18 protein-coding genes are annotated in these 18,476 nt (G+C 31.7%); 4 read left to right on the top strand and 14 right to left on the bottom strand.

Annotated features, from left to right (window positions below; genetic code table 11):
* Position 1: 1 nt before the first annotated feature.
* The 13 genes from Q1A46_RS06210 to pdxH form a co-directional block, all read right to left on the bottom strand.
* On the bottom strand, positions 2-235 hold the full coding sequence (locus Q1A46_RS06210) for a MoaD/ThiS family protein (RefSeq protein ID WP_299675381.1): 234 nt from the start codon (positions 233-235) through the stop codon (positions 2-4).
* A gap of 4 nt (positions 236-239) precedes the next feature.
* Positions 240-986 (bottom strand): sulfite exporter TauE/SafE family protein, encoded by a 747-nt coding sequence (locus Q1A46_RS06205; RefSeq protein ID WP_299675378.1) that lies wholly within the window; start codon positions 984-986, stop codon positions 240-242.
* A gap of 3 nt (positions 987-989) precedes the next feature.
* Positions 990-2,162, bottom strand: a complete 1,173-nt coding sequence (glp, locus tag Q1A46_RS06200; protein WP_299675375.1) for a gephyrin-like molybdotransferase Glp — start codon at positions 2,160-2,162, stop codon at positions 990-992.
* The gene (locus tag Q1A46_RS06195; protein ID WP_299675372.1) at positions 2,159-2,737 is read right to left on the bottom strand and encodes a nucleotidyltransferase family protein; all 579 of its coding nucleotides are present in this window, start codon (positions 2,735-2,737) and stop codon (positions 2,159-2,161) included. Before Q1A46_RS06195 ends, glp begins: the two co-directional genes overlap by 4 nt.
* Before the next feature lie 3 nt (positions 2,738-2,740).
* Positions 2,741-3,757 (bottom strand): XdhC family protein, encoded by a 1,017-nt coding sequence (locus Q1A46_RS06190; protein WP_299675369.1) that lies wholly within the window; start codon positions 3,755-3,757, stop codon positions 2,741-2,743.
* A 65-nt stretch (positions 3,758-3,822) separates the two neighbouring features.
* On the bottom strand, positions 3,823-5,970 hold the full coding sequence (locus Q1A46_RS06185) for a molybdopterin cofactor-binding domain-containing protein (RefSeq protein WP_299675366.1): 2,148 nt from the start codon (positions 5,968-5,970) through the stop codon (positions 3,823-3,825).
* A 4-nt stretch (positions 5,971-5,974) separates the two neighbouring features.
* On the bottom strand, positions 5,975-6,454 hold the full coding sequence (locus Q1A46_RS06180) for a (2Fe-2S)-binding protein (protein ID WP_299675363.1): 480 nt from the start codon (positions 6,452-6,454) through the stop codon (positions 5,975-5,977).
* A 5-nt stretch (positions 6,455-6,459) separates the two neighbouring features.
* A complete protein-coding gene (locus tag Q1A46_RS06175; protein WP_299675360.1) occupies positions 6,460-7,077 on the bottom strand; it encodes a hypothetical protein in 618 nt (205 codons plus the stop codon).
* Between the two features lie 113 nt (positions 7,078-7,190).
* A complete protein-coding gene (locus tag Q1A46_RS06170; RefSeq protein ID WP_299675357.1) occupies positions 7,191-8,021 on the bottom strand; it encodes an AraC family transcriptional regulator in 831 nt (276 codons plus the stop codon).
* A 147-nt stretch (positions 8,022-8,168) separates the two neighbouring features.
* Positions 8,169-10,256, bottom strand: a complete 2,088-nt coding sequence (locus tag Q1A46_RS06165) for an OmpA family protein (RefSeq protein ID WP_299675354.1) — start codon at positions 10,254-10,256, stop codon at positions 8,169-8,171.
* Positions 10,257-10,375: 119 nt separating this feature from the next.
* Positions 10,376-11,269, bottom strand: a complete 894-nt coding sequence (locus Q1A46_RS06160; protein ID WP_299675351.1) for a Ppx/GppA phosphatase family protein — start codon at positions 11,267-11,269, stop codon at positions 10,376-10,378.
* A 12-nt stretch (positions 11,270-11,281) separates the two neighbouring features.
* Positions 11,282-11,770, bottom strand: a complete 489-nt coding sequence (locus Q1A46_RS06155) for a histidine phosphatase family protein (protein ID WP_299675348.1) — start codon at positions 11,768-11,770, stop codon at positions 11,282-11,284.
* A gap of 30 nt (positions 11,771-11,800) precedes the next feature.
* The gene (gene pdxH / locus Q1A46_RS06150; RefSeq protein WP_299675346.1) at positions 11,801-12,448 is read right to left on the bottom strand and encodes a pyridoxamine 5'-phosphate oxidase; all 648 of its coding nucleotides are present in this window, start codon (positions 12,446-12,448) and stop codon (positions 11,801-11,803) included.
* A gap of 86 nt (positions 12,449-12,534) precedes the next feature.
* Between pdxH and Q1A46_RS06145 the strand changes: the two genes are divergently transcribed.
* The 4 genes from Q1A46_RS06145 to Q1A46_RS06130 all read left to right on the top strand — a co-directional run bounded on the left by Q1A46_RS06145 (position 12,535) and on the right by Q1A46_RS06130 (position 16,890).
* The gene (locus Q1A46_RS06145; protein ID WP_299675343.1) at positions 12,535-13,443 is read left to right on the top strand and encodes a GyrI-like domain-containing protein; all 909 of its coding nucleotides are present in this window, start codon (positions 12,535-12,537) and stop codon (positions 13,441-13,443) included.
* A 96-nt stretch (positions 13,444-13,539) separates the two neighbouring features.
* On the top strand, positions 13,540-15,696 hold the full coding sequence (locus Q1A46_RS06140; protein ID WP_299675340.1) for a TonB-dependent receptor: 2,157 nt from the start codon (positions 13,540-13,542) through the stop codon (positions 15,694-15,696).
* A gap of 133 nt (positions 15,697-15,829) precedes the next feature.
* Positions 15,830-16,252 carry a DUF2141 domain-containing protein gene (locus Q1A46_RS06135; protein WP_299675337.1) on the top strand — a complete coding sequence of 141 codons (423 nt, stop codon included), beginning with the start codon at positions 15,830-15,832 and terminating at the stop codon, positions 16,250-16,252.
* 11 nt (positions 16,253-16,263) lie between these two features.
* A complete protein-coding gene (locus tag Q1A46_RS06130; RefSeq protein ID WP_299675334.1) occupies positions 16,264-16,890 on the top strand; it encodes a hypothetical protein in 627 nt (208 codons plus the stop codon).
* 56 nt (positions 16,891-16,946) lie between these two features.
* Here Q1A46_RS06130 and Q1A46_RS06125 read toward each other — a convergent pair whose 3' ends face one another.
* Complete coding sequence (locus Q1A46_RS06125; protein WP_299675331.1) at positions 16,947-18,383, bottom strand: DUF389 domain-containing protein; 1,437 nt, start codon at positions 18,381-18,383, stop codon at positions 16,947-16,949.
* Between the last annotated feature and the right edge of the window lie 93 nt (positions 18,384-18,476).

The raw sequence follows: 18,476 nt of genomic DNA, 5'->3' as shown, positions 1-18,476 counted from the left end.
TTTAACCTCCTGCAAAAGCTGATAAAATTGCTACCTCATCTGTTTCTTTCAATATCAATTCATCAGATTTTGAAACTAAATTATGATTAACAGCAATTTGCATATCATCTAATGCTAATTGATATTTTTCTTGTAAAAAATCAATTAAGCTAGCTATTGAATTCTCCTTCAAACTAATATTTTCTGACGATTTATTTGCAACATCAGCTATTTTTCCAAAATAAATAACATTCATTTTCTTACACTAAAAATAATTTTACAGCTGCTATTGTTAATACTCCTGCCAACACATATTTCAACGTATTCATAGAATACTTTTTACTTCCATAAATAGCACCTAAACTTCCACCAATTAATGCCACCGGAATAAAGTATAAAACCTCCGACGGAACTATTCCTTCATTTATGGTAAAACCTATTAATCCTGAAATTGAATTCACAAAAATAAATAAGGCTGAAACTGCAGCTGCTTGTTTCATATTTCCCCATGCTAAAAGCACAATAACCGGACTTAAAATTATACCTCCTCCAATACCAATCATACCTGAAAAAAGTCCGATACAAGCTCCTATTAATAGTGAAATTACTAAATTATTCTCTTTTAGTTCTTCCTTTTCACCTCCAAATACATTTAACATCTTAAGAATTGCGAAAATCAGAAAAAAGCCTAGTATTTTTTTATAAAAACCAGCATTCACTGAGATATAACCACCAATAAAAGCTGCAGGAATGGAACTAATTGCAAACGGATAAAACAACTTCCACTTGAAATGTTGATGCTTTCTGAAAAACCAAAACGACACTCCAGAAACAAAAATATTAAGTACTAAAGCTATTGGTTTCATAAATAAAGCAGGAAAAGTAAATAAAGCCATTAATGCTAAATAACCACTTGCTCCTCCATGGCCGACACTTGCATATAAAAAAGCAACTACAACGAGAATTAATAAAAATGGAACTAATACTTCTAGCTGCAATACTTCCATCGATTAACTAAATTTTATGTATGTAATTTCTTCTCCTTTTTTTATTTCTTGTACATCTTCTGGAACGATCAATAAACCATTTGCGACAGCAAAAGACTTTAACATTGAAGAAGCTTGACCTGTTAATTGCGTTGCCTGTTCGTTTTCTATTATTCCTTTTAAGAATAAAGTTTTACCAAAAGCGTTTTTAATATCACTTGCTGCTATAGCTGTACTTCTTGGCAAATGATAATTTTTATAACCTAATTGTGCTTTTATCACCGGAAGCACATAAGAGTAAAAACAACTTAAACTAGAAGCTGGATTTCCCGGTAAAGCAAAAACTAATTTCTCTTCTTTTTGTCCGAACCACAAAGGCTTTCCTGGTTTTTGATTTACTTTATAAAAAACTTCCGACACATTATTCTCTTCCAACCCGCGTTTTACAAAATCATAATCTCCAACAGAAATTCCTCCTGAAACTAAAATAACATCAGCAAAATCTAACTGATTTTTAATTGCTGTTTTTGTTGCTTCAAATGTATCTTCAACTTTTATAATTTCAACTTCATCGATTCCTAATCTATGCAAAGCTAATTTTAAAGTAATCGAATTACTGTCGTATACTTGACCTTCTTCTAAGACTTCTCCAACAGCTTTTAACTCGTTTCCTGTTATTAAAATACTAACTTTAGGTTTCTGATAAACTTTTACTGTACTTAATCCTAAACCAGCTATAAATCCAATTGCCGCTTCGTTTAAAACTACTCCTTCTTCTAAAGCTATTGCTCCTGTTTTTATTTGTTCTCCTAATGGTCTTACATTAGAAGATTTTACAGGTAATTTATCAATTGTTAGTTGATCTCCTTCAACACTTGTATGCTCTTGCATTACAACAGTATCCGCTTGATCAGGAACTCTAGCTCCTGTAAAAATTCGTACAGCTTCACCTTCTTGTAATACTACATTTTTTGAATCACCCGCCTGAACCTCGCCAACTACAGTAAAACTTGATATTTCATTATGAATAAATGCATATCCATCCATTGAAGATTGCTTGAACGGAGGCATATTAATTGGAGAAACTATAGCTTCCGCTAAAACTAAACCTAACACTTCTTGTATTGGTTTTTCTATAATTTTATTGGGCTGACAGTAATTTTCTATATGTTGAATTGCTTCAGAAACTGAAATCATGGGTTGATTAATTTTTGGTAATCTTCAGGTGTATCAATATCGAGTAATTTTCCTGAAGAAGCTACTGTTTTTATAAAATTTAACTCAGAATTTAACAATTGTTTTGCGCCTTTATCACCAGTTAAATTTAAGAGTTTAGGATAGAATGTTTTAGGAAAAATTGCAGGCACACCATTAAAATCATCGTATCTAGAAGCAACAATACATTCTTTATTTTTCTGATATAAAGTTACCATTTCGTTGATGTAGGTGACATCAATTTTAGGCTGATCTCCTAAAGCAATTAAAATAGCGTCGTAATTTGAAAGTTTTGTTACTCCTGAATAAATACTTGAACTTAATCCTGAAGCAAAACCTTCATTAATTATATAGTTTACAGTGTAGTTTCGTAAGCTTTCTTTTATAGTTTGAGCATTTGCACCTAAAACAACATAAATATCTTCTGAATTAAAAACCTTAATACTACTTTCTAAAACTGTTCCTAGTATTGAGCTATTTTTATATGGAAGTAATTGTTTTACACTTCCCATTCGAGAAGCTTTCCCTGCTGCTAAAACTAGCATTGCTATTTTCATATCTTACTTCTGAAGATGGATTTTTCCTTTTATTTTACGTAAAGAATACGGTTCTTTTTTTCGAATTACTGCTAAAATTTCAGCAACAATTGAGACTGCAATTTCTTCTGGAGTTATTGCTCCGATATGCAATCCTGCTGGACTATAAATTTTATCTAATAATTCTTCGGACACGTCTTCTTTGTAATGAAACAAGTCATTTTCTAACTGATCTCTTCTTTTTGTAGAACCTAAAATCCCAATATACATCGGATTGAAATTTATTATTTTCAATAAATATTTTAAATCTTGAACATAATTATGCGTCATTAATACTACAACTGTATCAGAATCTATAGTTAAATCAACGATTTCCGGAGTACTTGCAGTTACTGTATTTGCTCCAGGAAAATCAGTTTTAGATTTTGGATCTTTAATTGAAGTAATCACATCAACTTCCCAACCTAACAAACTAGACACTGATGTTAATTTTACAGCATCATGCTCTCCTCCAACAATTAATAATTTTGTTAGTGGTTTTAGTTTCTGAGAAAACTTCTGTAAATCATTTGAGAACTCCAACTTTTCATTAAACGTATATTGTTTATCATTTTGAAAAGTAATAGCACTTCCATAATCTCCTTTAGCCTCATCTTCAGCTACAAAAGAAGAATGAATTGCAAACTCTTCTCTATCTGATAAACGTTTCTCAAAATCATTGATAAAATCATTTGAAACATGAAAAGGTTCGATTAAAATGTACAATATTCCCTCACAACCCAAACGATATCGTCCATCATAAGTAATAACTTTAGCTATTCCATCTTTAAAAACAGACTGGGCTCTTAGCTTCACCTCTTTTTCTACACAACCTCCACTAACTGCTCCGATCATTTTTCCGTCTTCACAAATCAGCATTCGAACACCTGGTTTTCTGTAAGAAGAACCTTCTAAATGAACTACAGTTGCCAATACATTTTTCAACCCTTTTTTTTGATGAAGTACAGCTTGTTTTACTATGTCTACAAATTCATGTGTCATGTCGTTAAATTACGCATTATAAATTTAACTTCTCAATTTCTTTGGCATCAGACAGAAAAAAGTAATTATAATTTTAATGGCAAATCTGTTAGTCTTTTACCAGTCAATCTTTTAACTGCATTTGCAACTGCAGCAGCTATTGGCCCCATTGGAGGTTCACCAACAGGTAATGGAATATCAGCTCCTTGAATAAAATGTACATCGATTTCTTTTGGTGAATTTTTCATTAAAGCCATATCATAAGGTCCATAAATTGTTGGATATAGTTCTCCATCTTTCAATGTCATCTTCTCATGCATTGAACCACTAATACCCATAATTATTGAACCTTCACATTGTGCTTTTACTTGATCTGGATTCACCACTAAACCACAATCGAAAGCACAAGTTACTTTATGAACTTTAATTTCATTATTAACAATTGACACCTCTACAACATGAGCTGCAGGAGAATTACTATCTACAGAAGCTGCAAATCCCATTGCCATTCCATTTTCAGGTTTATCTTTATAATTACCTTTAGAAGCCGCAAGTTGAATTACATCTTTTATTCTTTTAGAAGTTCCTTCACCACTTAACATTCCCACACGAAAATCAACAGGATTTTTCCCAGCTTTCATTGCCATTTCATCAATAAAACTTTCAATAGCAAAAGTATTCGCTAGCAATCCTAAACTTCTCCACCAACTCGTTGCAAACGGTAAAGTTGTATGCCATTGTACAACATTTCTATTGGGAACTTTATCATACATAATATTCCCACCTCTCATCGCTCCAACATCTGAACCTAATATCGTATGCAAAGCATCTGGCATGATTACAGAATTTATTGCTACATCTCCGCTGGCATAATGATGCTCTAAACTATCTAACAGACCTTGACTATTCAACTTTCCTTTTAAGATATGATGTGTAGGTGGACGAAAAGTATCGTGTTGAAACTCTTCTTTTCTAGTAAAAATATATTTCACAGGTTTACCAACAGCTTTAGACATTTGAACAGCTTGTACAGCATGAACTGTATTTAATCTTCTACCGAAACCTCCCCCTAAATACGTTGGAATAACATTAATTTTTTCTTTATCAATTTTTAATGATTCCGCTATTTGTTTTTGTGTAACTCCAATTACTTGAGTTGATAAAATTACAGTTACATTTCCATCTTTATCATAATGTGCTAAAGCTCCGTTAGGTTCAATTTGCGCGTGAGCTCCTAAAGGACTTGTAAACTCCATAGTAACCGCATCATCTTCATTTTCTAAAAAACTACCTTTACTTTGCGTTATCATTTTATTACCATTGCCAACTTTGAGCAGATCTCTAATATCTTCTTCTGTCCAAGTTTTATCGCTAGTCCATTCTACTTCCAACTTTTGTTTTGCTAATAAAGCTTGCGGATATGTTTCAGCAATGACTCCAACCCAATCATTCATCTGAACAATCTTCACAACTCCAGGCATTTTTTCAGCTTCGGTAATATTTGCGCTCATAAATTTAGCTCCAACTAAACTCGATCGAACCACAGTAGCATAAAGCATATCTGGCATTTCAGCATCTAAACCAAAAATTGGCTCACCAAAAACCTTAGCGTTTAAGTCAATTCTTTTAACTGGCTTTCCTATAAATTTATAGGACTTTGTAGGTTTTAATTCTGGAGTATCTGAAACTTCCCATTTTGTAATTCCACCTGCAACTTCAGCATAAGTCATAGTTTTTCCGTCTCCTGAAACCATACCTTCTTTTGTGGATAAATTTGCGATATCAATTCCTAACTTTTTTGCAGCTTCAATTTTTAACATTCCACGCATTGTTGCAGAAAGTTCTCGTAAAGGTTTCCATAAACCTCCAACTGATAAACTTCCTCCAGTACTCATTGCATCTATAATTCCTGTTTTTGTTGCTGCTCCAACTACGATAACCTGATTTATACTCACATCCATTTCATCAGCAATCATCTGAGCAAAACTCGTAAATGAACCTTGTCCCATTTCTACCTTAGGACTATGAAATATAACTTTATTGTCTTTTGTTAACTCAAACCACAATTCAACTTCAGTTCCACTTCCCATATAGGTTGGAGCCATGGTTTCTGCCATTTCTAAAATTGATCGACGAATTGGATTTCTGAATACATAAGTTCCAACAGCTAATACTCCTAAAGTTCCTAAACCTCCTCTTACTAAAAATTTACGACGTGATACTTTTTTACTCATGATCTTAAATATTTAGAGATTTATTCTTTAATGCTGCTGCTTTATGAATTGCTTTTCGCATTCTATAATAAGTTCCACATCTACATATATTGATAATATTATTGTCGATATCTTCATCAGTTGGACTCGCATTCTTTTCTAACAAAGCTGCTGTCGCCATCATAAAACCTGGTTGACAATAACCACACTGAGGAACAACCTCTTGAATCCAAGCTTCTTGAACTGGATGAGGGGTTTCAGGAGTTCCTAAACCTTCAATAGTTGTTACTTTTTTCCCTTGCACATATTTTACCGCAAAAGAACACGACCTTACAGCTTCGCCATCAACATGTAAAGTACAAGCCCCACAAGCTGCTTTCCCACAGCCAAATTTTGTTCCTTTTAAATTCAAATTATCTCGAACTACCCAAAGCAAAGGTGTATTTTCATCTAAAATTTCAACCTCAACAGGTTTATCATTTATTGTAAAAGAAATTTTTTTCATACGTTTTACTTTTTACTAGGGTTTTCTGGTATTACTGCACCATCTTCAAACCATTGTTTTACAGCTTTAATGTATTTTTCTTTAGAAACAGGTGGTTTTTCTCTTGGCTCTCCATTTGCATTTACTCCTGGATTCCAAGCCCACAAAACCAACTCATGCTCTGTTAAATGATGCATTGTTTCATCTGTGGTTCTTCCTCCATTCCTTTTAGGGTCTAACATTGATTCAGCTATTTCATATCTATCTAATCCTTCCCATTTCATGGAAGCTAGTGCTAAACTCCATTCAGGAGCTCCTGGCACACCGGAATAATCATTATTTTCTGATTGATGACACGTAGTACATTTTGTAGCATCGTAACCTAAATTATTCTCTCCCCTTGACATTCCGAAATAATGTGGATGACTATCTTCTCCTTGTTTAGGAATATTATCATTAGGATGACAATTCACACATCGTTTATGTGTTAACACATCCATCATTAAATGAAAATTTTTATCTGAATCTTCTGTTACTGTTTTTTCTTTTACAGGTAAATAAATCTCGCTGGTTTTACTTTTAGGATAAAGCACAAACAAAACAAGTAAGTACACCAACAAAGAAAGTAATATTCTTTTGTTCATAAAGTTATAAGGTTTAGTTAGTAATGATATTGATTCACTTCTTTTTAGGAAAAAAACAAACTCCTATAAAGTTAAACAATTTGATTTTTAATTAGTTGTATAAAAAAGTCAAATTAAAGAATCGACTTATAAAAATCTCTTGGAGTTGTATCAAACTGTTTTTTAAAGGCTTTACTAAAATGAGCTAAATCTTCAAATCCAGATTCTAGATACACATGGGAAGGTCTCATTTTATGTTCTTCCATCATCTTTTTTGCAAAGTAAAGTCTTTGTTTTTTAATCCAATTATGAGGTGTATCATTGAACAACTTTTTAAAATCTCTATTGAATGTAGACAAACTTCTTCCTGATTGGACTGCTAAAACTTTTAAAGGAATTTTATATAAAAAATTATGTTTCATTAACTTTTCTAAATCTCCTTGTTGCTTTATTGAAAACTCATGAAAAATTTCTAATATTTTAACATCTGCTTCTGCCAATGCTTTTAAAGCTTCTAATGTTTTCTGTTCTACTATTTTTTTATCCAACTCATCATTTGTATCTACATGTAGAATTATCGACTTCATTAAAGCATCGAGTTTCTTAGTTGCTTTTAACTTGAAAAAGCTTTCTGACAAACTCTTTTTATTCGGTAATGATATTTCAGAAATTACACGTTCTAAGAATTCATTAGTTAAACCAAATCCATATGTTTTCGCTTCTCCTTCTTCTTCAGACCAAGTTTTAAACATCGTAGCTTCTGTATATTTTTTTAATACCGCATATTCACCTGATGCAATTATATAAGATTGATCTTTTGTTGTAATATGCAAATTCCCTTTTTGCGTATACAACAACAAAGTACTTGGGTGATAAACTTCTGTTTTCCGTTCACAATTCGTTTCACACGACGCTGCTATTTGTAAATCTCCGCATTGTATATATTTAATTCTATGCTCATCCATATCTCAAACTTACAAACATTATCATTTTAAAACTTGTCTAAAAAACTCAAAATAAAACTTATCTAGAAATCATATAAAATTAAAAAGCCCGAGCTTTCACTCGGACTTTTCTTGATTTTTGTTAGATATTTATGTTAGACCTATTGATTATTTCTGATCAATAACTCTAAAAGTTGTTCTTCTGTTTGCTGCATGCTCACGTTCTGTACAAGAAACTCCATCTTTACATCTGTTTGTTAATCTAGCTTCTCCATAACCATTAGCTGTTAATTTACTTGGATTAATTCCTTTAGAAACTAAATAATTCACTACTGCTTGTGCTCTTCTTTCTGATAAAGATTGATTACTTGTTTTTGATCCTCTAGCATCTGTATGAGATTCAATAGCTACTGCTACACCATCTTTTAAGATCGGTAATAAACGTGCATCGATAATTCTTTTAGCTCCAGATGTTAAAGTCGCACTTCCTAAATTCCAATTAATTGGTAATGGAGTATTATTTACTAATTTACATTCAACTTCTCTCCAAGTTGTTAATCCTCCTTTAGAAACTAAAACTTCTTTTGTTACTGTTTTATATTTAGCACTTACTGATTTTTCTTCAGAATAAGCATCTTTTTCTAAAACAGTTTTCTTAATTGTTGCATATTTCTCATCAATTTTTACTGTTCTAGTAGATGGAGGCGTAGCCATTACAGTTCTTTTTAATGTAGCAGTTACCTCTGGAATTTCGATCTCTCTTGTACCTTGAACAGCAGGGATAGTTTTCTTTACTGTAGTTCTTACTTCAGGAATATCAATTTCTCTTGTTGTTGGTGGAGTTACCATCACTCGCTTTTTAACAACTTTTGTAATTGCTGGCACATCTACTTCTCTCGTAGTTGGAGGAGTTACCATTACTGTTTTCTTAACCACTTTTGTTACAGCAGGGATATCTACAATTCTTTTTGACGCTGGTACATCAACAACTGTTTTCTTTATCGTTTCTCTAACTTCAGGAATTTCAATTTCTCTTGTTGTTGGTGGAGTTACCATTACTCGCTTCTTAACTACTTTTGTTACAGCAGGAATATCAATTTCCCTGGTACTTGGTGGAGTTACCATTACTCGTTTCTTAACTACTTTTGTTACTTCTGGAATATCAATAGTTCTTGTAGTTGGTGGAGTTTTCATTACTCTTTTTACATAAGTTGCATTTCCACAACCTCCTGGAGTTGTAGCATCATTACATGTTGCTGTTGTAACAACCGAAGCATCTGCAGACAAAACAGTTTTATCAACTGTAGTAAACTGAGCTGGCACTTCTTTATAACACCAATAACGACAATCGTTAGGATCTGATGAAGTACAGTCTGGCGCTCTTTCACTCATTTGCCATTTTGCTGATTTTGCTCTTACCTCGATAACTTCGCTATCCTTAGAAAATGAAGCTGGAACAACTCTTAATTTATTACCATATTCTCTTTTCTTGTAAGAAACTACTTCTTTTCCAAAAGTAGCAGGAAGAACTTCTAATCGTTTACTCGCTTCTTTTACAACAACAGTAACATCACGCATTTCATATTGAGCAGGCACTACTTCTACTCTTTTAGAAGCTTCTTTAACAGTTACTACAACATCGCGCATTTCATACTTTGCAGGAACTGTTACCAAACGCTTACTAGCTTCCTTAACAACAACTTCTTCTGTAATGGTTTTCATTTTTGCTGGAACAACAACTAAACGCTGACTAGCTTCTTTTACAGTTATTACCTCATCACGAGTTTCAAACTTAGCTGGTACATTAATTAATCTCTTGTATCCTTCTTTAACTGTTACTACAACATCACGCATTTCATATTTTGCAGGAATAACTTCCAAACGCTTTGAAGCTTCTTTTGTAACTACAGAAACATTTTCAACAGAAGGCCTACCTAACGTTTTTTCTAAACGCTTAGATGCTTCTTTAGTAACTACAGTAAAGTTTTGCGTTTCGTATCTAGCTGGAACAACTACTAATCTCTCCCCTCCTTCATCTACGAGTACTCGTTCTGTAACAGTTTTATACTTTGCTGGATAAGTAACAATTCTTTTGTAAGCAGGCGCTACTTCAATTGTTACATCTTCGTTTTTCCAAACTTCAGGAGTTTTACATCTTACGTAACACTTCCCTGGTTCTGCATTCGTTGGTAGATCCTGAGCAGATACCGTAAATCCGATTGCTATTAAAGCACCAGATAACATAAGTCTTTTCATAATGGATAAAATTTGTTTTTTGATTACTTAGCATTTTTGTGACACTATTTCGGGGGAAAAGTCACATGCTTAACAAATATAAACAAATTTACGAACTGTTAAAGACTTGTTAAATAAAATTACAACTTATTAAAATACAAACTCTTAACTATACCATCTGAGAGCCCTATTTTTGGCACAAAAATTCTTCTTGCCCCACTCCATTTCATTGCAGAAAGATAAATTTTTGTAGCTGGTACGATTACATCTGCACGATCGGGATTCAAACTTAATTCAGAGATTCTTTCCTCATAAGTCATCTTTTTTAAGTATTCAAATTGTGCATTTAAATAAATGTATGAGATTGGTCGGCCAGCATCTAAACCGGACATTTTAAAAATCTTATTGATATTTCCACCAGAACCTATTAAAGAAATTCTTTTATAATCTTTAGTATGCTTTGTAATCCATTCTTCTACCTTACCAAAAATCTTTTTATTTTTTTCTTTTGAATTGTTTATTAAACGAACAGTACCTATTTTAAATGATTTGGAATTAATAATTTTTCCTTCAGAGAAAATAGTAAGCTCAGTACTACCCCCACCAACATCTACATATAAATAAGTTTCATCAGAATTTATTAGATGTTTTAAATCTGTTGAAGAGATAATTGCAGCTTCTTTAGCTCCATTAATTACATCTATTTCAATACCTGTTTTTCTAAAAATCTTTTCAACTATTTCTTCACTATTAGAAGCTTCTCGCATTGCTGAAGTTGCACACGCTTTATATTTTTCAACACCATGAACTTTCATTAATAATTTAAAAGCTTTCATGGCATCTAACATTCGATCGATGTTATTATCAGAGATACTTCCTTCAACAAAAGCATCTGCTCCTAAACGAATAGGAACTCTTACTAAAGATGATTTTTTAAATTTAGGTTCTTTCTTTTTATCTTCTATTACATTCGCTACCAGCAATCTTACTGCATTCGAACCTATATCAATGGCGGCGTATTTCCTTATCTTCAAAAGTGATTCGTTTTATTTATGATATTTAGGAAACTCAACAAGAACTGTGATTCCTTTTTTAATATTTTTCCAATGTTTTTCTTTAAACTGAATACCTACAACACCACAAGTAGTTACATGAGCTATAGGCTTACTTCCAAACTTATTTACAAAAGTATTTATACCATGATCGTGACTAAAAATAATTGCACTATCAAAGCTATCATCTAATGCTTTTACTGTTTTCACAAGATAGCCATCACTAAAACTGTAGAGTTGTTTGCTAATTTTCAGATTAGCCATAGGATATCCAAAGTTTTCACAAAAAATTATTCCTGTTTGTAATGCTCTATTTGCACTACTAGAAATAAACACATCTGGCCTTTGAATATTTTTCGCTAAATATTTAGAAACTAAATGAGCATCATTAATTCCTCTTTCTTTTAGCGGTCTATCGTGGTCTTTTACACTTGTGTATTTCCACGATGATTTAGCATGACGAACTATGTAAATTGTTTTCATTCAACTAAAAAAGAATGTTCAAATATAGTATTACGGAGCTAAACGTTCAAGCTTCCAGTTAAAATCTTTTTGTAATTCGTAACGAATTCTATCGTGAAGTCTGTTAGGACGTCCTTGCCAAAACTCTATTGAAATTGGCTTCACGATAAAACCTCCCCAATGATCTGGCCTTGGTATTTCTTTGTTTTTAAACTTCTCCTCAAATTCAGCAAGATTATCTGACAACACTTTTCTATCTGCAACTACTTCACTCTGATTAGACGCCCAAGCTCCTAACTTACTTCCATCTGGTCTAGACTCAAAATATCCATCAGATAAGTTCTCTGCGATTTTTTCTGCTGTTCCTTTTATGATAATTTGTCGCTCTAATCCTGCCCAAAAAAACGACAAACAAACACTTCCATTTTCTGCTATTGCCTTTCCTTTTTCAGAATTATAATTGGTATAAAAAATAAAACCTTCGTGTGTATATTTTTTTAATAGAACAACTCTAGTTTTTGGAAAACCATCTAAACCGATTGACGCAATACTCATTGCATTAGCTTCATCTACTAATTCAGAATCATTTGCTACTAAAAACCAATCTCTAAACAATTCTATAGGGTTTTCTGGACAATTAGATTCTAACAATTCTGATTTCTCATACGACTTTCTGTAATCGCTTAAATCTTGTGACATTTGTATTTTTTTAGCTTTGTAAAAATACAATATAAATACGAGTTCTTTATAAATAGTATACATTTGTTGATCTGAAAACAAAAGGTATGAATAACGATATTGCGGTAAGAATTTATAAAGCTATTCAATACATAGAGGAAAATAGCAGCACCAAACTTTTGTTAGAAGATGTAGCCTCTAAAGCTCATTTTTCTCCTTTCCATTTTCATCGTATTTTTAAAGCTATAACAGGCGAGACTTTTAATAATTTTATTGTTAGAAAACGTATTGAAAAATCTGCTGATTATTTGCTTCACAAACCAGACAAAAGTATTTCTGAAATTGCTTTTTCTTCAGGCTTTAGTTCAATATCCTCATTCTCTAGAACCTTCAAAAAGTTTTACGGGATGAGTCCTAAACAATTTCAAGAAAGCAGCTCGAGTAGATTTAGCAAGATTTGCAAAACAGAGAGCAAGAATGGTAAAATAGAAACTCAACTTGAACAATACATTTGTAATATGAATGAACATTTACAATTTATTGATCGTAACGCTAAAAAAATAGATACTGTTTTCATTAACGATATTGATGTAGCTTATATTCCGCATATAGGACCTTTTGAAAATTTAGGAACTGCATTTCAAAAACTGCTCCAGTGGGCTTACCCTAGAAACTTAATGAATGGGGAACATCAAATTATGTCAATTTATCATGATAGTCCAAAAATCACTGAACCTGATAAGCTAAAAGTTAGTGCTTGTATTAGTTTAGATGGAATTAACATTGACACTTCTGATATAAATACTCGAACTATTCCTTCAGGAAAATATATTGAAGCTAATTTTGAATTAGGAATAGATGAACTTCCTAACATGTGGGAAGGTATTTTCGTTTGGATTTTTAATAAAGGATATAAAATTAACAGTGAATTAGATCCTTTTGATATTTATCATAACGACTTTAATACGCATCCTCAAAAAAAATGTAATACTACTATTTATATTCCTGTACTCTAAAAAACAGTTCAGCTTATTTTTTTTACAACTCGGTATTTCTTTTTATGAAAAAGAAGAATACAAACACACCTTTGTGTCATCAAATAAAAAAACGACATGAAAACCAAACTATTTATTTTTTCTCTTTTAATGAGCTTTGTAACTTTTGCTCAAGTAGAAATTTCTGGTAAAGTTATAGACACCAAAGGAAATCCAATCCCTGGAGCAAATGTATATTTAGACGGAACTTATGACGGAGCTTCTACCGATGAAAATGGAAAATACAGCTTTACAACTTCTGAAGAAGGAACACAAACCATAATAGTTTCATTTATCTCTTTTGAAACTTTTTATAAAACAGCCGTGTTAAGTAAACTAAATAATTTAATGATAAAACTTAGAGAAGATGTTAATACTTTAGATGCAGTTGTAATTAATGCAGGAAGTTTTGATGCTGGAGAAAAAGCAAGAGCTGTAGCTTTAAAACCTTTAGATATTGTTACCACAGCAAGTGCTTTAGGTGATGTTGTTGGAGCTTTTCAAACATTACCAGGAACCTCAGCTAATGACGAAGATGGTAGATTGTTTGTTCGAGGTGGTGACGCAAATGAAACTCAAATGTTTATTGATGGAATTCGAGTTTTTAATCCTTTTGTTCCAACATCTAGTAATGTTCCAACTAGAGGACGTTTTTCTCCTTTTCTTTTTAAAGGAATGACTTTTTCTACTGGTGGTTATTCTGCTGAATACGGACAAGCGTTATCGAGCGTACTTACTTTAAATACTATTGATCAACCAGATCAAGAAAAAACTGAAATCCAATTAATGACAGTTGGTGCTGGAATTGGAAATACTCAAATTTGGGGTAAAAACTCTTTCAGTATAAATACTTCTTATATCAACTTAGCTCCTTACCAAATTGCATTTCCGGGAAGAGAAGAATGGAATAAACCTTTTGAAGGTGCAAGTGGTGAAATGGTATATCGCTATCAACCAAATGAAGATGGATTATTAAAACTTTATAGTGCTTTTAACTATTCTAATTTAGATGTGATTCAAGAGGATATTAACTTCGCTAACGGTTTCAATTTTGCTTTACAAAACACCAACCTTTACTTTAATGGTTCATACAAACAACGTTTAGGAAGCAGATGGTCTATTTCTGGAGGAATGAGTTATACTAATGAAAATACTGATTTTACTTTACAAGATAATCTGATAGATGATCAAGAAAATTCTGCTCACTTTAAAGTAAAAGTTTCTAAACGTTTTTCTAGTCGTATAAAACTAAACTTTGGTTCTGAATATTTTATCACAAACTTTAAAGAAAAGTTCACACTAAATAACACCAACTCTTTTAACTACGGATTCAATAATAACATTTTTGGAACATTTGCGGAAACAGATATTTTCTTTTCTAAAAAACTAGCAGCTAAAGTTGGACTTAGAGCCGAAAACAATGAGTTTTCTGATCAAATGACGTTTTCTCCAAGAGCTTCTTTAGCCTATAAATCAGGAGCTAAATCTCAATTCTCTTTTGCTTACGGTAAGTTTTACCAGAATCCGAGAAGTGAATATTTAAAATTTTCTACCGATTTAAATCCTGAAAATGCGACACACTACATTGCTAACTATCAATTTATGAAAGACAAGCAACAATTTAGAATTGAAGCTTACTACAAACAATATGATGACTTAGTTAAATTCGACGATCAGTTTGCTTCTCCTTCTTCTAATTTTGATAATAATGGAGATGGTTTTGCAAAAGGTGTAGATATTTTCTGGAGAGATAATAAAAATATTAAAAACTTAGATTACTGGGTATCGTACTCTTATTTAGACACGGAAAGAGATCATAGAAATTTTCCTACTAGGGCAACTCCAAATTTTGCATCATCACACAATGCTTCTGTAGTTGGTAAATATTGGGTTGATTCTTGGAAAACTCAACTTGGTGTTTCTTACAGATTTGCAACCGGTAGAACATATACAAATCCTAATAAAATCGGTTTTTTAAATGAAAAAACTAAGAATTATAATTCCGTAAGTTTAAACGCCGCTTACTTGATTAGCCAACAAAAGATATTATACATATCTGTAAACAATGTTTTAGGAACAGAAAACGTTTTTGGATATAATTACAGTAACCAACCGAACATGAACGGAACTTTTGAAAGACAAGCATTGAGACCTACAGCAGATCAATTCTTTTTTATCGGATTTTTCTGGTCTATTAGTGACGATAACAAGAGTAATCAGCTAGATAATCTTTAATATGATTATCAGCAAACTATAAATAACAATAATCTAATCACAATTCGGTAACTAAAAATAACAACTCGGTAAGAATTTTGATTAAATAAAAATAAATCGAAAGATATTTGAAATGAATTTAAATCTTAAAACTATGCAAAGACTTATTTTACTCCTTTTCGTATTCGTGTTAAGCACTTTTTCAAGCATTTTAGCACAAGAAACATATTCTATTACTATTGATTTTTCTGGAATGAAATCAGACAAAGGTGATTTATACATTGCTCTGTATGACTCTGAAGATACTTTCTTAAAAACACCTATGAAAGGTGAAATCGTAAAAATAAGTGATAAGAAAGCTACAGCCGTTTTTAAAAACATTAAAGCAGGAAATTATGCAATTTCTGCTTTTCATGATGAAAATGATAATAAAAAAATGGACACTAAAATATTTGGTATTCCAAAAGAACCTATAGGGATTTCTAATGATGCCAAAGGATTTTTTGGACCTCCAAAATATAAAGATGCACAATTCACTGTCGATAAAAATATTTCTTTAGCTATTACTATAAAATAAAAACGCTTATCATGAAAAAAATAATCACTTTATTCTTATTAACTGTATCAGTTTCAATTTTTAGTCAATCGAAATACGATAAAGGAATGCAAAAAGCTTTCGAACTTTGGGGAGCGAAAAAAAATGATCAAGCATCTCAATTATTTGAGAGAATAGCCAAAGCTGAACAAAATGAATGGTTACCTTCTTACTATGTGGCAACTATTGAAATACTAGGAAGCTTTGGTTTAAAAGATGAAGCCAAACTAAACTCTAAATTAAAAAGAGCACAAGAGTTTTTAGATATCGCCAAAAGTATTTCTCCTAAAAATCCTGAAATTATGATTAATCAAGCTTTATTAAATACAGCTTACATTGCTTTTGATGGACAAAAATATGGAATGACTTTATCTGGTAAAAATGCGGTTTTATATAATGAAGCTTTAAAATTAGCTCCAAAAAATCCTAGAGTTATATTAGGAAAGGCTGAATGGGATATGGGAAGTGCAAAGTTTTTCGGTCAACCTATAGATCCGTATTGTAAAGATGTTGAAAAAGCTTTAGCCTTATTTGAAAAAGAAGAATTACCTAAGTACTATCCTAAATATGGCAAAGAAAGAGCCGAAGAAATTTTAAAAAATTGTAATCAAAATAAATAAAAACAAAAAAGAGCATTCTAACGAATGCTCTTTTTAATTACATATAATCTATTTTTTTATTTCTTAATAATTAAAGTATCTAACTTCATCTCCTTCTGTAACCATTTCTTTAATTCGATTTCTTTTTTGGCTACATAATCTTTTTTCAACTTGCTACTCCAAATTACAGTAGCCTCTGGAAGTGTATCGATTTTAATAAAATCTTTTGTTGATAATACTTTAGAAAAACGAATTTCCTGAATATCATTAAATCTAAGCTTTGCTCCACCAGCAATCTTACTAAAAGGAATACTACTTTTATCTGCTTTTTCTATAGTAGATGTTAATCCAGAAATTTCATTTTCCAATTCCTTAATCTTATCTTGTAACCCATTAATAACATAATCTTTCTGATCTAAGTTATTATATGCTCTTTCTAAAGATTTAGAAATATCATCTATACTTCTCGATTTATTTCCAATAACAAAAACTTCATAATCAGAAATTTTATCGTAATCTTTAACTTTCAATTTTAAGTTTGTTTCTACAGCAGGAGCTATTTCCCCATTAAACCTAAGTCTAATTTCTTTTAAATCATCATCCTTTTTAGGTTCTCCATTTAACCATAAATTATCATTATCTGTAACTTCTTTCTTAATGTATTTATTAAAACTAGCATCTAAAACAGTATCCTTATACACTTTTAAAAATGTCATAACTGCAGGTACCATTACTAATAAAGCTATTAAAGAAGCAATTTGAGCAACACGTTTTCTCTTTTTAGAGTTTACATAACGAATCATAGTAAAACCTAATAACTTTAACACAATAAAAGTTGCTAAAGCAATAAAAATCGCATTAATAGTAAATAAATACATGGCTCCTAAGAAATAATCGATATTACCAATAGCCAAACCATAACCTGCAGTACACAAAGGTGGCATTAATGCTGTAGCAATTGCTACTCCAAATATTACTGAAGCTATAGTTCCTTTTTTAGTTCTTGCTATAATTAAAGCTAAACCTCCAAAGAACGCAATTAACACATCACGAATATCTGGCTTTACACGCCCCATTAGTTCAGATGTATCTTCTTTTAATGGAAAAATAAAAAAGAAAAAGAAAGCAGTTATTAAACTCAGCACAATCATTGTAGCCAAGTTTACTAACGATTTTTTTAGTGTATCAATGTCATTTATAGCCAATGACATTCCAACTCCTAAAATTGGCCCCATTAAAGGAGATATTAACATGGCTCCAATTACCACTGCGGTAGAATTCGCATTTAAACCAATTGATGCAACAAAAATGGAACAAATTAAAATCCAAGCTGTTGCACCTTTAAAAGGTATATCTCCTTTTATAGCTTCAATTGTAGCTTCTTGATCTGTATCATGTTTAAAATCTAAAAGCTCATGTATAAAAGTTTTAAAACTCACCCACAAACCTTTAGCATCTTGTTTTACAGCCTCTTTCGACTTATCGATATTTTCTTCTTGCTTATTTTCATCCATGCCTATATTCTGTTTTTTGGTCGAAAGATACAAAAAGATGAATTATTTTATATGTACCTTATATACTTACACTTGTTAATTAAAGTATTTTAA

This window comes from uncultured Tenacibaculum sp. (genome assembly GCF_947502995.1).
Taxonomy (GTDB): Bacteria; Bacteroidota; Bacteroidia; order Flavobacteriales; family Flavobacteriaceae; genus Polaribacter.
This window is presented reverse-complemented; position numbering and strand designations above follow the sequence as displayed.

Bases quoted from the DNA above. Each gene is read 5' to 3' on its own strand.
- Q1A46_RS06210 (WP_299675381.1), bottom strand. From the start codon at position 235: ATGAATGTTATTTATTTTGGAAAAATAGCTGATGTTGCAAATAAATCG.
- Q1A46_RS06205 (WP_299675378.1), bottom strand. From the start codon at position 986: ATGGAAGTATTGCAGCTAGAAGTATTAGTTCCATTTTTATTAATTCTC.
- glp (WP_299675375.1), bottom strand. From the start codon at position 2,162: ATGATTTCAGTTTCTGAAGCAATTCAACATATAGAAAATTACTGTCAG.
- Q1A46_RS06195 (WP_299675372.1), bottom strand. From the start codon at position 2,737: ATGAAAATAGCAATGCTAGTTTTAGCAGCAGGGAAAGCTTCTCGAATG.
- Q1A46_RS06190 (WP_299675369.1), bottom strand. From the start codon at position 3,757: ATGACACATGAATTTGTAGACATAGTAAAACAAGCTGTACTTCATCAA.
- Q1A46_RS06185 (WP_299675366.1), bottom strand. From the start codon at position 5,970: ATGAGTAAAAAAGTATCACGTCGTAAATTTTTAGTAAGAGGAGGTTTA.
- Q1A46_RS06180 (WP_299675363.1), bottom strand. From the start codon at position 6,454: ATGAAAAAAATTTCTTTTACAATAAATGATAAACCTGTTGAGGTTGAA.
- Q1A46_RS06175 (WP_299675360.1), bottom strand. From the start codon at position 7,077: ATGAACAAAAGAATATTACTTTCTTTGTTGGTGTACTTACTTGTTTTG.
- Q1A46_RS06170 (WP_299675357.1), bottom strand. From the start codon at position 8,021: ATGGATGAGCATAGAATTAAATATATACAATGCGGAGATTTACAAATA.
- Q1A46_RS06165 (WP_299675354.1), bottom strand. From the start codon at position 10,256: ATGAAAAGACTTATGTTATCTGGTGCTTTAATAGCAATCGGATTTACG.
- Q1A46_RS06155 (WP_299675348.1), bottom strand. From the start codon at position 11,770: ATGAAAACAATTTACATAGTTCGTCATGCTAAATCATCGTGGAAATAC.
- pdxH (WP_299675346.1), bottom strand. From the start codon at position 12,448: ATGTCACAAGATTTAAGCGATTACAGAAAGTCGTATGAGAAATCAGAA.
- Q1A46_RS06145 (WP_299675343.1), top strand. From the start codon at position 12,535: ATGAATAACGATATTGCGGTAAGAATTTATAAAGCTATTCAATACATA.
- Q1A46_RS06140 (WP_299675340.1), top strand. From the start codon at position 13,540: ATGAAAACCAAACTATTTATTTTTTCTCTTTTAATGAGCTTTGTAACT.
- Q1A46_RS06135 (WP_299675337.1), top strand. From the start codon at position 15,830: ATGCAAAGACTTATTTTACTCCTTTTCGTATTCGTGTTAAGCACTTTT.
- Q1A46_RS06130 (WP_299675334.1), top strand. From the start codon at position 16,264: ATGAAAAAAATAATCACTTTATTCTTATTAACTGTATCAGTTTCAATT.
- Q1A46_RS06125 (WP_299675331.1), bottom strand. From the start codon at position 18,383: ATGGATGAAAATAAGCAAGAAGAAAATATCGATAAGTCGAAAGAGGCT.